Source organism: Mesorhizobium sp. WSM4840 (genome assembly GCF_055811755.1).
This window is the reverse complement of sequence record NZ_JBVVQD010000018.1, coordinates 59,114-72,647: the sequence shown is the minus strand read 5'-3', so window position 1 is coordinate 72,647 and position 13,534 is coordinate 59,114. Positions and strand designations below refer to the sequence as shown.

The 13,534-nt window shown below is 62.7% G+C and carries 14 protein-coding genes; 8 read left to right on the top strand and 6 right to left on the bottom strand.

Annotated features, from left to right (window positions below):
• The first annotated feature begins 3 nt into the window (after positions 1–3).
• The 4 genes from AC0L3I_RS22970 (at position 4) to AC0L3I_RS22955 (ending at position 3,064) form a co-directional block, all read left to right on the top strand.
• Positions 4–783 carry an ABC transporter ATP-binding protein gene (locus AC0L3I_RS22970; RefSeq protein ID WP_023797266.1) on the top strand — a complete coding sequence of 260 codons (780 nt, stop codon included), beginning with the start codon at positions 4–6 and terminating at the stop codon, positions 781–783.
• A gap of 2 nt (positions 784–785) precedes the next feature.
• A complete protein-coding gene (locus AC0L3I_RS22965; protein ID WP_473528310.1) occupies positions 786–1,508 on the top strand; it encodes an ABC transporter ATP-binding protein in 723 nt (240 codons plus the stop codon).
• Between the two features lie 8 nt (positions 1,509–1,516).
• Positions 1,517–2,257 (top strand): aspartate/glutamate racemase family protein, encoded by a 741-nt coding sequence (locus AC0L3I_RS22960; protein WP_473485731.1) that lies wholly within the window; start codon positions 1,517–1,519, stop codon positions 2,255–2,257.
• A gap of 102 nt (positions 2,258–2,359) precedes the next feature.
• On the top strand, positions 2,360–3,064 hold the full coding sequence (locus AC0L3I_RS22955) for a GntR family transcriptional regulator (RefSeq protein WP_473485821.1): 705 nt from the start codon (positions 2,360–2,362) through the stop codon (positions 3,062–3,064).
• 704 nt (positions 3,065–3,768) lie between these two features.
• Here AC0L3I_RS22955 and AC0L3I_RS22950 read toward each other — a convergent pair.
• The 3 genes from AC0L3I_RS22950 to AC0L3I_RS22940 all read right to left on the bottom strand — a co-directional run bounded on the left by AC0L3I_RS22950 (position 3,769) and on the right by AC0L3I_RS22940 (position 6,546).
• A complete protein-coding gene (locus AC0L3I_RS22950) occupies positions 3,769–5,043 on the bottom strand; it encodes an RNA polymerase sigma factor (RefSeq protein WP_473485732.1) in 1,275 nt (424 codons plus the stop codon).
• A gap of 31 nt (positions 5,044–5,074) precedes the next feature.
• Positions 5,075–5,425 (bottom strand): YciI family protein, encoded by a 351-nt coding sequence (locus AC0L3I_RS22945; RefSeq protein WP_473528309.1) that lies wholly within the window; start codon positions 5,423–5,425, stop codon positions 5,075–5,077.
• 599 nt (positions 5,426–6,024) lie between these two features.
• Positions 6,025–6,546: a carboxymuconolactone decarboxylase family protein gene (locus tag AC0L3I_RS22940; RefSeq protein WP_473485734.1), complete on the bottom strand. Its 522-nt coding sequence runs from the start codon at positions 6,544–6,546 to the stop codon at positions 6,025–6,027.
• Between the two features lie 303 nt (positions 6,547–6,849).
• Between AC0L3I_RS22940 and AC0L3I_RS22935 the strand changes: the two genes are divergently transcribed.
• Genes AC0L3I_RS22935 through AC0L3I_RS22920 form a run of 4 tightly spaced genes read left to right on the top strand, consistent with a single transcriptional unit; the run spans position 6,850 to position 11,384 of the window.
• Positions 6,850–9,669 carry an MASE1 domain-containing protein gene (locus AC0L3I_RS22935; protein WP_473528308.1) on the top strand — a complete coding sequence of 940 codons (2,820 nt, stop codon included), beginning with the start codon at positions 6,850–6,852 and terminating at the stop codon, positions 9,667–9,669.
• A complete protein-coding gene (locus AC0L3I_RS22930) occupies positions 9,666–10,313 on the top strand; it encodes a response regulator transcription factor (protein WP_473485735.1) in 648 nt (215 codons plus the stop codon). The genes AC0L3I_RS22935 and AC0L3I_RS22930 overlap by 4 nt, the downstream gene beginning before the upstream one ends.
• Positions 10,310–10,699: a response regulator gene (locus AC0L3I_RS22925; RefSeq protein ID WP_473485736.1), complete on the top strand. Its 390-nt coding sequence runs from the start codon at positions 10,310–10,312 to the stop codon at positions 10,697–10,699. The genes AC0L3I_RS22930 and AC0L3I_RS22925 overlap by 4 nt, the downstream gene beginning before the upstream one ends.
• Complete coding sequence (locus tag AC0L3I_RS22920; protein WP_473485822.1) at positions 10,689–11,384, top strand: response regulator transcription factor; 696 nt, start codon at positions 10,689–10,691, stop codon at positions 11,382–11,384. The genes AC0L3I_RS22925 and AC0L3I_RS22920 overlap by 11 nt, the downstream gene beginning before the upstream one ends.
• Before the next feature lie 57 nt (positions 11,385–11,441).
• Here AC0L3I_RS22920 and AC0L3I_RS22915 read toward each other — a convergent pair whose 3' ends face one another.
• From AC0L3I_RS22915 to AC0L3I_RS22905, 3 genes are read right to left on the bottom strand one after another with little or no spacing between them, the layout of a single operon-like run.
• Positions 11,442–12,095: an HD domain-containing protein gene (locus AC0L3I_RS22915; RefSeq protein ID WP_473485737.1), complete on the bottom strand. Its 654-nt coding sequence runs from the start codon at positions 12,093–12,095 to the stop codon at positions 11,442–11,444.
• A 36-nt stretch (positions 12,096–12,131) separates the two neighbouring features.
• The gene (locus AC0L3I_RS22910; protein WP_473485738.1) at positions 12,132–12,881 is read right to left on the bottom strand and encodes an SDR family NAD(P)-dependent oxidoreductase; all 750 of its coding nucleotides are present in this window, start codon (positions 12,879–12,881) and stop codon (positions 12,132–12,134) included.
• 11 nt (positions 12,882–12,892) lie between these two features.
• Complete coding sequence (locus AC0L3I_RS22905) at positions 12,893–13,507, bottom strand: glutathione S-transferase N-terminal domain-containing protein (protein WP_473485739.1); 615 nt, start codon at positions 13,505–13,507, stop codon at positions 12,893–12,895.
• Positions 13,508–13,534: the final 27 nt, after the last annotated feature.

Here is a 13,534-nt window from a genome sequence, read left to right as displayed (position 1 = left end):
ACCATGACCGAGCTTCTCCAGATCAAGGCCGTGACCAAACGCTTCGGCGGGCTGGTCGCGGTCAACAATGTTTCCTTCGCGGTCCGCGAACGCGAAATCCTCTCCGTCATCGGCCCCAACGGCGCCGGCAAGTCGACGCTGTTCAAGCTGATTTCCTCTTTCCTCAATCCGACCTCGGGCGAAGTGCTGTTCCGGGGAGAGCGGATTTCAGGCCTGGCGCCGCATATTGTCGCCCGGAAGGGCGTGGTGCGCACGTTCCAGGAGACGACGATCTTCAAGGGCATGACCGTGCGCGACAACGTCATCATCGCGCATCACCTGCGTTCCAATGCCAGCCTTGCCGGCTTCTATCTCGGCACGAATACCGCACGGCGCGACGAGGATGAATTCGGCCGCTCGGCCGACGAGATCATCGACTTCCTCGATCTCGGCGCGCAACGGCATGAGATCGCCAGCACGCTGCCGCACGGCCATCTGCGCGCGCTCGGGATTGCCATCGGGCTCGCCACGAACCCGACCGTTGTTCTGCTCGACGAGCCCTTCGCCGGCATGAACCATGACGAAACCGTGCGCGCGGTGGAGATGGTGCGCGGCGTGCGGAAGCGCGGCGTGACTGTCCTGCTGGTCGAGCACGATATGCCCGCCGTCATGAACATTTCCGACCGCATCGTCGTCCTGAACTTCGGTGTGAAAATCGCCGAGGGAACGCCGAAGGAAATCCAGGAGAACGAAAAGGTCATCGAGGCCTATCTCGGCGCCGAAGATGAGACGATCGGATTTTAGCCATGGGCGAACTGCTGAAAGTCTCCGACGTCGAACTCTACTACGATCATGTCTATGCACTGAAGGGCGTGTCGCTCAACGTCAACGAAGGCGAGACCGTCGCGCTGATCGGCGCGAACGGCGCGGGCAAATCCTCGATCCTGCGCGCCATCACCGGCCTGAAGAAGGTCCGCAGCGGCGAGATCCATTTCCAGGGCCGTCGCATCGACAAAACGCGGCCGGACGAGCTGGTCAGGATGGGCATCGCCATGGTGCCGGAGGGCCGGCGCGTCTTTTCCTACATGACTGTGCGCGACAATCTGATGATGGGTGCCTTCACCCGCACCGACAAGGCCGAAATCGCCAGGACGCTGGACATGGTGCTCGGGCGATTTCCGCGCCTGAAGGAACGCTATTCCCAGACGGCGGGCACGATGAGCGGCGGCGAACAGCAGATGCTGGTGATCGGGCGGGCGCTGATGGCCAAACCGAAGCTTCTGCTGCTCGATGAACCCTCGCTCGGCGTCGCGCCGAAGCTCGTCCAGGACATCGCCCGCTCCATCGTGGCGATCAATCGCGACGAAAAGGTCAGCGTTCTCTTGGTCGAGCAGAATTCGCGCATGGCGCTGCGCATCTCGCAGCGCGCCTACGCACTGACGACCGGAAAGATCGCGCTGGCCGGACATTCGGCTGAGCTGCTTGGCGACGACCGGGTCAAGAAACTCTATCTCGGCGGCGAAATATGAAAGCGCAAATGGACATACTCGTCGTCAATCCCAACACCACCGCGTCCATGACCGAAAAGATCGGCGAGGCGGCGCGCGGCGCGGCTTCGGCCGGCACCAGGATCATCGCCGTCAATCCGAAGGACGGGCCGCCGAGCGTCGAAGGCTATTTCGACGAGGTCTTCGCCATCCCGGGAATGATCGGCGAGATCCAGAGACATCCGGCGGCGAGCGCCTGCGTCATCGCCTGCTTCGACGACACCGGCCTCGACGCAGTACGCTGCGTTGGCGAGATGCCGGTGGTCGGCATCGGCGAAGCGGCGTTTCACATGGCGAGCCTGATTGCCGGCAAGTTCAGCGTGGTGACGACGCTGTCGCGTTCGGTGCCGGCGATTGAGCACAATCTGGTGCGCTACGGCCTCGCCAGCCGCTGCGCCAAGGTGCGGGCAAGCGACGTTCCCGTTCTGGAGCTCGAAGTGCCCGGCTCCAACGCCCGCCATCGAATTTCGGAGGAGATCGAGCGCGCCATCCGCGACGACCGGGCCGAAGCGATTGTGCTGGGATGCGCCGGCATGGCCGACCTCGCCGCCGCGCTCAGCCGCGAACATGGCCTTCCCGTGCTCGACGGCGTCGCCTGCGCGGTAAAACTCTGCGAGAGCCTCGTCGGCCTTGGCCTGTCGACCTCGAAGCGCGGCGGCTACCAGGTTCCACTCGAAAAATCCTTCGCCGGAATCTTTGCGCCCTTTTCGCCCACCGGCCGTGTATCCTGATGCGCGCAAAATTGTTGACATTCCCACACAGGATGTTCGATGTCCGGCCGGAAACGCGGTGTTCGCGCCGCTATGCGATCCGGCCGCCGGGACAATGAGACGATGGACCTGCTTGGACCAAAGACACGGGATGGCGACAAGCCGACGATGCGCTGGTTTCCGGTCTATGCCGGCCTGCGCGACGCCATCGTCAGCCACCGTCTCGCACCGGGCACAAAGCTGCCCGAGGACGAACTCGCCTCGATCTATTCGGTGAGCCGCGCGGTGATACGCGCGGCGCTGCAGGCGCTGTCGCATGACCGCTTGGCTCGGCTCGAGCCGAACCGCGGCGCGTTCGTCGCCCAGCCGACCAAGCAGGAAGCGCGCGAGGTGTTCGAAGCGCGGGCGCTGATCGAGCCCAAGGTCGCGGCGCTTGCCGCCGAAGTGGCAAAGCCGGCCGAGATCGCGCAACTGCGGCTTCATCTCCAAAAAGAGCACGAGGCCCTGCATGCCGGCCGCGACAGCGACGCCATAATGCTGTCGGCAAAATTCCATGTCGGCATCGCCGAAATCGCCGGCCATTCGATCCTGACCGGCTTCGTCAAAGACCTGTTGTCGCGGTCGTCGCTGATCATCGCGCTCTACTGGCGCCGCCGCGACACCACCTGCGAAAGCCACGCCCATCACGCCCTCGTCGATGCCATCGAAAAGCACGACGCAAAAAACGCGTCCGACCTGATGCGAAGTCATCTCATCGACCTTCTGTCGGGCCTTGATCTGTCGCTTGGCGAGAAGAAGCCCGAGAGCCTGTCGGACATCTTGCGCTGATCTCCGCTGTCAAACTCTTCGCCGGAGTTCGCCTATGTTCGCACCATGCTGGGCGTGCATAGCATGCATCGACCCATGAGGACTGCTTTTTCGTTCCTGCTGTCATAACAGTAGCGCTCGTTGAGTCCGCGGCGCTGCCCTCCAGCTGCACCTGCTCCTGCTGGGCCATAGAGTCCCTCCCGCACAACGGTCGGGCAACGCGCCCGATCAAAGCTTGACGCAGCGCATTCGCAGCAAGGATTGGGCAAACTGCCGGTTTTTCTTTTGGCCTTAGATACGACCTGATGCGATCGGTCGATGGCCCTCGCGAGAGGCCAGTTCCAGACTGCAATCTCATGCAACTTTGCGCGAACAAACATCGAACAACGTCATACCGACTTCGCTCACATGCTGCGGATCCGCTGTTCGTGATGGGCTCAGTTGCGCCAAGAGCGACCTTCCGAGCCGGAACCAAAACTGTCGCATTTGGCGCCGAGAGAGGACCGGCAGCCTCAGGTTTCATAACGAAGATATCAGACGTTCAACCTGCTGGGGCCAGGGTCGCGAACTGACCCTAAGCTGCCGTTTCACGGAACCACCTTGGAACTCCGGCTCGGCGGGACAGCGGACGTTCAGCCACATCCACGTCAGACCTTGCTAGGGAAATGACAAAAGCCCCGGAAGCAGTCGATCCGGGGTCGACCATGTCCTTGTCTGATCAGGGATTATGATGACATCGCTGCGTCGGCCGCCTCGGCGGCGCGCCGTCTCAGCAGGTCATGTTCCCGCCTGTTGCCCGCCAGCGTCGCGGCCGCTTCGAACGCGGCCCGCGCCTCCTCGTAACGGCCGAGCTTGTGGAGTAGGTCGCCGCGAACGCTCGGCAGCAGGTGATAGCCTTTGAGCGCCGGCTCGCGCGCAAGGCGGTCCACGATCACCAGCGCCACTTCTGGGCCCTCGGCCATGCCGACGGCAACCGCGCGGTTGAGGTCGATGATTGGCGAGCGCACGACAGCCGCCAGCTCCGCATAAAGTCCGGCGATGCGCGACCAGTCGGTATCGCCCGCCGTCCTCGCCTGGGCGTGGCAGGCGATAATCGTCGCCTGGAGGACGTAAATGCCGCCGGCTCCGCCTAATTCGCGTGCTCGCCCGAGCGCCTGCATCCCGCGCCGGATCTGGAGCTGGTCCCAGAGTGCGCGGTTCTGGTCCAGCATGAGGATTGGCTCGCCCCCTGCATCAGTACGCGCCGCCGTGCGCGAGGCGTTCAGCTCCATCAGAGCGAGCAGTCCATGGGCTTCGGGCTCGTGCGGCACGATGGAGGTGAGCACGCGGCCCATGCGAAGCGCTTCATTGCAGAGCTGGGGGCGCAGCCAGTCCTCGCCGCTCGCTGCGGTGTAGCCTTCGTTGAAGATGAGGTAGACGACCTCCAGCACCGAGGAGAGCCGCTTTGAGAGCTCCTCCCCGCTTGGGGTCTCGTAGGCCAGCCCCGATTCCGAAAGAGTCCGCTTCGCGCGCACGATGCGCTGGGCGATCGTCGCCTCCGGCAGCAGGAAGGCCCTGGCGATCTCCTCGGTTGTCAGGCCGCAGATCATCCGCAGTGCCAGCGCCGCGCGCGCCCCGTGCGACAGTCGCGGGTGACAGGCGGTGAAGATGAGCCGAAGCAGTTCATCGCCTATGTCGTCGTCCAGGGCCGAGTCGAGGTCGGGCATGGCCTGCTGCTCCTCCTCCATGTCCCAGGCGATAATGTTGTGCTTGCGCTCGAGCATCCGGCTGCGGCGCAGATGATCCAGGGCCCGGCGCTTGGCGGTCGCCATCAGCCAGGCGCCTGGTTTTTCTGGAACGCCTGTGGCGGGCCACCGCTCGAGGGCGGCCAGCAGGGCTTCCTGCGTCAAATCCTCGGCCAATGGCACATCGCGCAGCATCCTCGCCAGACTGGTGATCAGCCGGGGCTGCTCGATCCGCCACACGGCGAGGATCGTGCGATGGGCGTCGGCGACCGTCATGGCCGCCGACCACGTCTACAGGAACGTCGCCTCAAGGGCCGGCAAACGCGCGGACCTCGCACGTGCCCTCCCAATCCGGCATGAAATCCTTGTGGAGCTGCATGAACTCGACCGCCGACGCCACAGCCTCTTCCTTGTTCCGGAACTCCATGATCGCGTAGCCCCCGATGACCTCCTTCGCCTCGACGAACGGGCCATCGATGACGCTGAGCTTTCCATCGGCGATGCGCACCTGCGCGCCCATCGTGACCGGCGTGAGCCCGCCCATGTCGACCATGCGGCCGGCCTTGATTTCCCGGTCGGCGAGCTTGTTCATCGCCTCGATGAGTTCCGCCGTTGGCGGTCCGGCGTGGGCGGAAGTGACGAACGACATGAAGCGCATTGAGAACTCCTCCTGAGGCGAGCCGCGGACGTGATGGCCGCTGAACAGTCTCGCTAATAAGTCGACGAACCAGCCCCCGGCGGATCGACATGCGCTTTGAATAAAATCACGCCCGGGCTCTAAAGACGATGGGCGAGTGAACAGGTCCGATTGACCAACCCCATCTACCCCGACAACTCGTCCAGCGTCGTGAGTTGCGTTGCCGTGTCAATTTTGGCGGCTAGGAGGCTGCTTGCGCGTTCGCCAGCCATGTCGTGGATGCCCGCAGTACGGTGTGATCGATTGGCAGGCATGACATGGGCAGGGGCCCGAGGCGGATGAGCTGGCATTGGAATTCGAAACTGGCCGGCGTGATGGAATGAAACGCGAGACGGCCGAGCTAGCTCGCAGGGCGAGTGTCCGGCCAAGTCCTGGGTGAGTGTCGTGAAATGAGCGTGGGAAAGGCGCACTGGCCGGCAGTGGCGGTAAACGCGGCGGAAGCCGGTCGCCGCGATTCGGCGATACGTATGGTTGTCGATAGCGCTTCCCCGGCGGGTCATTGCGCACAGCCAAGGATCAGCGGCGACACGGCGACAGCCGTGCCGCCGGTCTGTAGCGGGCTAATTGAGCCCCGCCTTGTCCAGGCCATACATTGCATCGGCGGAACCCGGCACGGTCTTGAAGCCGACGTTGAGGCGGTTCCACGAGTTGATCACCATGACAGCGAAGCTAAGATCGGAGATCTCCTTTTCCGACAGCTGCGTGCGGACGCGCTCATAGATCTCATCGGAAACGCCCTGGTCCGGCAGCTTGGTCAGGGCTTCCGTCCATGCGAGTGCGGCGCGCTCGCGTGGGGCGAACAGGGTCGAATCCCTCCACGCGGCCAAGTGGTAGAGGCGCAGTTCGCGCTCGCCGTGCATCTTTGCCTGCTTGACGTGCATATCGAGGCAGAAGGAGCAGCCGTTGAGCTGCGAAGCACGAATATTGACAAGATTGAGGATGGACTCCTCGATCGAGCTTGCACGGAGAGCCGTGACAACCCCGGTGAACTTCTTCACGAGTTCCGGAGATTGCTCGGCCCAGTTAACGCGAGGCCCATGCTTGGTCCCGGCCTGCGCCGTCGGTTTGGTGGCGATATTCATGAATGTCTCCTTGAAAGCGGTTTATCGCCTGCAATCATGCCGGGACGCGCCGGGCCGAGCCATCATGCGAGAGGCCATGTCGCCACTCGGCTGGTCTAGGCAGTATCATCCTGAGGGCTAGGCCAGGTACGCTTCGGCCACGCCTCATGGATTTCCATGAGGTGCAGCCGGGGGGGCGCCGAATTAGAGTGGGCCATGAGTTCGCCAGCCGAGATCATGAGTTCGCCAGCCCAGATATCGCGGAGACGTGCTACACGCAGCGTTGACAATACCCAGCCCTTCTTTGCCCGGCAGGAGAAACCGATGATGTCCGTCTGGTCGCGCCCGCAATTCCTTCATCTGGGGCTATTTTTTTCGGCGTATGTCTTGGGCTGCGGGTTCGCCCAGGCGCTCGCAATCGTCCCCGGAATAACGGTTTCCATTTGGCCTCCGGGCGGCGTTTTCATCGCGACGCTCATCCTCACCTCGCCTTACAGTTGGCCTTGGTGGATACTGGCTGGTTGCCTGGCGGAGATGTTCGCGCAGTTCGTGTGGTTCCACAGTCCGCTGCCTGCGGGCTTTCTGATCTATATCGGCAACGCCCTTGGCGCGGCTGCCGGCGCAACGCTTGTGAACCGGGCATGCGGGCGTCCGGTTCGGCTTGAAACTTTACAGGAAGTCCTCGCATTCGTCGTACTAGGCGCTGGAGTTGCGCCGCTCGTCAGCGCGACGGTCGGAAGCGCGACGCTTGCGTGGTTTGGCGTGGAATCGCAAACCTTCACGGCGGTATGGCCGCTGTTTTGGATTGGAGACGCCACCGGAATCCTGCTCGTAGCGCCACCGGCACTGGTCGTGATCCAGTATTGGCGCAGCAAAACCCGACTCTCTCCCGCGCAGCCGGTAGAAGCCAGCGTCCTGGGTCTGATCTTCCTTGGGGTCGCCGCGCTTTCCTTGAGCGACGTCTACCTGCCGACCCCCTACATCATCATGCCGCCCCTTCTTTGGGCCGCGGCGCGCTTCGAGTTCAGAGGCGCCGCCGTCGCCTTGACGCTCCTCGCCCTGATCACGATGGCACTTACGATATCTGGAGACAGCCAGTTTGTCGGCGCTCCCGAGTTCCAGAGACAAAGGCAGGTCATGCTGCAGCTTTTCCTGGCAATCTCGGCATTTTCGGCGCTCATCGTGGCGGCCATATCTCGGCAGCGTCAGCTGGCGCTGGTCACATCGCGCGACCGGGAGCGGGAGCTTTCGCAGCTTGTCGATATGGTTCCAAGCCACGTCTGGCGTCTCGCGCCCGACGGCGAGCCGATTTTCTTCAACAAGCGCATGGTCGATTTTCTCGGCCTGGACGTGGCGGATACGATCAAGCCGGGCATGAGCCGCATGACGGCGATGATAGAGGCCGGCGTCCATCCGGACGACAGAGCAGCGTTCTCGGACACGCTCCGCCATTGTCTCGCCACCGGCGAGGTCCTTGCGATGCGGTATCGCTTGCGCCGTCAAGACGGGGTCTACCGCTGGATGTCGAGCCGCGCCGAGCCGATGAGGGACCAGGACGGGCGCATCGTCCAGTGGTACGGGCTCTGTCACGACATAGACGATCAGATGCATGCCGAAGAGGCGCTGCGGCGGAGCGAGCGGCAGCTTCAGGAGACGATCGATGCCGTACCAGTCCGGATCTGGAGCGCAAAGCCTACGGGCGGGCCGGTCTACTTCAACAAGCGCTACCAGGACCATTTCCGCTCCGTCATCGCGGATTTCGAAGCTCTCGAGGAGCCGCGCATCGAGCAACTGCTGCAGGAGCTGATCCATCCCGAAGATGCTCCCGAGGTGCAGAACACTCTACGGAATTGCTTCGAAACCGGCGGCGTGTCCACGATGCGATTTCGTTGGCGCGAAGAGGACGGCGCGTATCGCTGGGCCGAGTGCAGGGTGGAGCCTCGCCGTGATGAAAACGGTGAGGTCACGGAATGGTATGGCGTTTCTCTCGACATCAACGATGAGGTGAGCGCGCAAGAAGCCTTGCGCGACCGGGAGCGCGAGCTCTCGCAGCTCGTGAACATGGTTCCCGTCCATATCAGACGTCTGACGCCGGAAGGCGAGCCGACCTTCTTCAACAAGCGCTTGCTCGACTTCTTCGGCTTGAACGACCTGGCCCAACTGGACAAGCCGGACATGAGCCGACTGGCGGCAGCCATAACGACCCTCGTCCATCCGGAAGATGCCGCACGTCTGCTGGAGACCGTCCGCCACTCCTTCGCCACCGGGGAGCCCTACTCCATGAAGTACCGTATGCGTCATGCGGATGGCGCGTATCGCTGGGTGGACGGCCGCGGGGAACCGGTGCGGGACCAAAACGGCGCGATCGTGCAATGGTACGCAATTTCCATCGACATCGATGGGGAAGTTCGGGCGCAGGAAGAGTTGCGTCTGGCGCAAGCAAGTTTAGCGCGTGCGAGCCAGGCAGCCAGCCTTGCCGAGCTCTCGGCATCCATAGCGCATGAGGTGAACCAACCACTGGCCGCAATCGTCGCCAACTCCAGTGCATGCCACCGCTGGCTTTCGGCCGAACCCCCAAACCTCGAGCGCGCGAAGATCACCGCCGAGCGCATCATCCGGGACGCCAATTCTGCAGCAGAGGTTGTCAGCCGAATCCGCGCCTTGTTCAGGCAATCCGTAGAGCCGAGGAATCGCACGAAGCTCGGTAGCATCATAGCCGAGGCGCGCGATCTTATGGCCGAGGAGGCGGCGCGGCGGCGCGTCTGCCTGGATGTCGATGTCGGAAGCAGCTTGCCGCTTCTCGCTCTCGACCGCGTACATATCCAGCAAGTCCTGGTGAACCTGATTCGAAACGGCATGGATGCGATGGACTCCATTGCGGGTGACCGGGTTCTTGGGGTGAGGGTCCGCCGCGTGGGCGATGTGGTCCAAACGGAGATCAGTGATCGCGGCGCGGGGGTCGTGTTTCCCGACAAGATATTCGAGCCGTTCTTCACGACGAAGGGGAACGGAATGGGCATGGGGCTCGCGATCAGCCGTTCGATCGTCGAATCGCATGGCGGACGCCTGTGGGCGGAGAAGAACGAACCACAGGGGGCGACGTTCGTCTTCACCTTGCCGATTGAAGTGAAAGCGGCGCCATGACCACAGATGACCATATCGTCTTCATCGTGGACGACGATGCGCGCCTGCGGGAGGCGCTGAGCGAGCTGCTGGATTCGCACGGTATGCGCGCCGCTGCGTTCGGCTCGGCCAGCGAGTACATCGGTGCAAACAAGCCGGACATCCCCGCATGCCTCATCCTCGACGTCGAGCTGCCCGACATCAACGGCCTGGATCTGCAGAGGCAGATATCAAAGGGAGATCATCCGCCGATCGTTTTCATAACAGGGCACGGCGACATCCCGTCCTCCGTCCAGGCGATCAAGCATGGCGCCGTGGACTTTCTCACCAAGCCTTTCAGTGATGCGGATCTCATGGCTGCAATCCAGGCGGCGCTCACTGAGGATCGGGAAAGGAGGTCCGCGCGTGCTGACCTGGTCGCGCTGATGCAACGCTATCTCGACCTGACGCCGCGCGAACGCGAGGTGCTGCCGCTCGTGGTGAGCGGCCTTCTCAACAAACAGGCAGCCGCTGAACTCGGAATCAGCGAGGTCACGCTGCAGATCCATAGAAGGAACGTGATGCAGAAAATGGCGGCGTCATCGCTCGCCGATCTCGTGCGTATCGCGCAGCGGCTGGAGATACCGATCACCCACTCGCGCCGAGCGGGAGGGAACCGGGCGTGACCAAGGGAAGACCTGTCGTGGCCGTTGTCGATGACGATCCAAGGCTACTCGAGTCGCTGGAGGATCTGCTGGAGTCCGCCGGCTATGCGGCCCGCAGCTTCTCGTCAGCGCGATCATTGCTCATCAACGGGCTGTCCGGCCTTGACGTGCTCATCACCGACATCGGGATGCCCGGCATGGACGGCTTCGAACTTTGTGATCTGGTGAAGAAGGTGCGCCCGGACCTGCCGGTGTTCCTGATCACCGGGCGCCACGAGATTGCCGATGCGGACAGAGCCCAGGGCGTCAGCGGGTGCTTCCGTAAGCCCTTCGATGCGAAGGTGATGCTGGCAGCCATCGGCAATGTATTACGCAATTCGAAAAATGGAGATGGGCATGAGAGTTGAGCAGCTGCCGCACTTACGGAGAACGGCACCGTTGTCATCGCAGCGCAGGAGCGAAGCGGAGCAGCCCCTCGTTATCATTGTGGATGACGATGTGTCTGTTCAGGAGGCGCTGTCGGAATTGATACTTTCCGCCGGGTTTCAACATGTCTGTTTCAGCTCGACGCGCGAATTGCTCGATGCCGACGTACTGGATCGGGCCGGTTGTCTGATCCTCGATGTGCGCATGCCGGGAGCGAGCGGTCTCGATCTGCAGCGGCATCTGGCCCAAACGGGCAACCCCAAGCCGGTCATTTTCCTGACCGGGCATGGCGACATTCCGATGACCGTCCAAGCGATGAAGGCCGGGGCTGTGGATTTTCTCACCAAGCCGGTGCGGGACCAAACGCTGCTTGACGCTGTTATTGCGGGCATTGCGATGGATGCCGCGCGGCGGGCGGAAGCTGCGGTCGTCAAGCGCAATGTCGAACGCTTTGAGACGCTGACGCCACGCGAGCGCGAGGTTCTGCGTCAGGTGGCGCGCGGGCGCCTCAACAAGCAGATCGCCTTCGACCTCGGCATCAGCGAGGTGACGGTAAAGCTGCACCGCGGCAACGTCATGCGCAAGATGGAGGCCGCTTCCATCGGTGAGCTGATCCGGGCATGGGAAACGCTGCCGGCCTCGATGCGCGAGCTGGGCCAAGCATAGTCGCGCTACGGCGGCGTGTGGCAGCGGGCGCTGCTTGGGGCGCTCGGCCGCCGGTTTTCACTCGTCGAACGGCGCGTTTGCCACCAGATCGTCTGAGGATGGAGCCCTATCCCTATAGCCGAATACGTAACGGTCGCCGAAGTCGCGTATAAAGTTGTCGTAGGTCGTCTCCGGCACATTCTCCGCGATATGGCAGAAGCATCGTGTCATGCGCCGCTTCATGTCCAGCCGGGGAAATTCCTTGAGGATCGGCGCGATCTCGCTGGGCGGAATAGTGTCATACTGAAGGCCGACCACGTCCAGGCAAATGCCGGCCGTGCAAAGAGCAACCTCCGCCTCCTTGTAGAGCCCGATCGACGGCGTCGAATTGAGCGCGACGCTGTCCCAGATCAACTGAGCCCGGCGCTCGTCGACTCCGCCCTGCCGCGCAAAGGTTCTTGCCAGATCGGCTCCCTCGACCTCGAAGCGGCGGGGTCCGTTGAAGCGCTCGTTGAGCGTGATGTCGTGCAGCAGGGTGCCCACTGCGACCACTTCTGGATCGTGACTGATATTTCGGATCTGTCCGATCCGCACGGCAAAGAGCCACGAACGAACCACATGGTTGAACAGATACCGCTCGCAACTGTTGCGCGCGTGATCGAGAGCTTGGCGCACGAGCGCCGTATCGGGGACGAGGACCCCTGCGAGCATTCGACTGAAAATTCCGTGCATGGGCAGAGTTCCTTGCGATTGGGGAAGCCGTTCGCTTCAGGTGAGCGCTAGGCCTCCATCGACGGTAATGACCTGTCCGGTCACCCAATCCGAAGCCGGATTCGCGAGCTGCACGATCCATCGGGCAACGTCATCCGGAGTGCCGCGTCGCTTGAGCGGAATCCGCTCGCGCTCTGCCACCTCGATCACCGCAGCATGTTCCGGAGAGAGGCCCATCATGCCGGTGAGCGCACCCGATTCAGTCGGGCCGGCCGCGACGGCGTTGACCCTTATGCCCTGCGGCGCGAGTTCCAGCGCCCAGCAGCGCGTCAGGTGCTCCAGCGCCGCCTTGCTGGCCGCATAGTGCGAGAGGTCAGCGCCCGGCTTGTGACCGAACGTGCTGGATATGTTGACAATAGAACCCTTTGTGGCTTCGAGATGCGGGAGCGCTGCGGCCGCAAGCAGGCTTGGACCGACCACGTTCACCGCAAGGATGCTGTTGATGCGTTCGGCGGTTGCGTCACGCAGCGGCAGAAGCGCCCCGGCGCCCGCATTGTTGACAAGGATGTCCAGCCGGCCCCAGCTATCGATTGCCTTCGCGATCGTATCAGGCGCATCGCCGGGGACCGCGACATCGGCGACGATGCCTGTGATGTCCTTGTGCAGGGCGGCCGTCTCCTTCAGGCTCTTCGGGCGGCGCGCTGTGATCAGGACTTTTGCGCCTTGTCTTGCGAGAGCGAGCGCCACTGCCCGACCTATGCCCGAGCTTCCGCCGGTTACGATGGCGACCTTGGCGCTGAACATCATCGTTCTGTTCCCTATGCGTACGAAACGTCTGTTTCGACCAGTTTGAGGAGCCCCTCTTCGCGCAAGGCGGCTTGCACCGCGGGGCGGCTCACCATCCGTCGGCGCAATGCGACGAACGCTTCGGGAGTGCGCACGTCGAACCGTTCAGCCCATAGGAGCATTACGAACAGATAGAAGTCGGCGACGCTGGGTGTTGCGCCGAACAGGAAGTCGCCAGCTCGGCTTTCCGCCAGATTGTCGAGCAGCCTGGAAATGGTCACCCTGGCTTGCGCCTTCTGGATATCGTTTCCTGTGTGCCACATCGGTTTGAAGGCGCGATGCACCTCAGTTGAGATGAAGGCCAGCGCTTCGAGAAGCCGTGTGCGTCCCAGCTCTCCCGAAACTCCAAGCGTCGGATATTTCGTGGCGAGCCAGTCGAGAATGGCGATGTTCTCGGTGAGAACCTCGCCGTCGTCGAGCACCAGGGCCGGGACATAACCCTTTGGCGTGACGTCGTTGAAGTCGGCCCCGGAAGCTGTCCGCTTCGTCTTGAGATCCACGCTCTCACGCTCGAATGTCGCGCCCGCTTCAAGCAGGGCGATGTGGTCCGCGAGGCTGCAGGCAAGTGGGCTATAGTACAGTTTCATGATAATGATCTTGATCGGTTTGTTGGG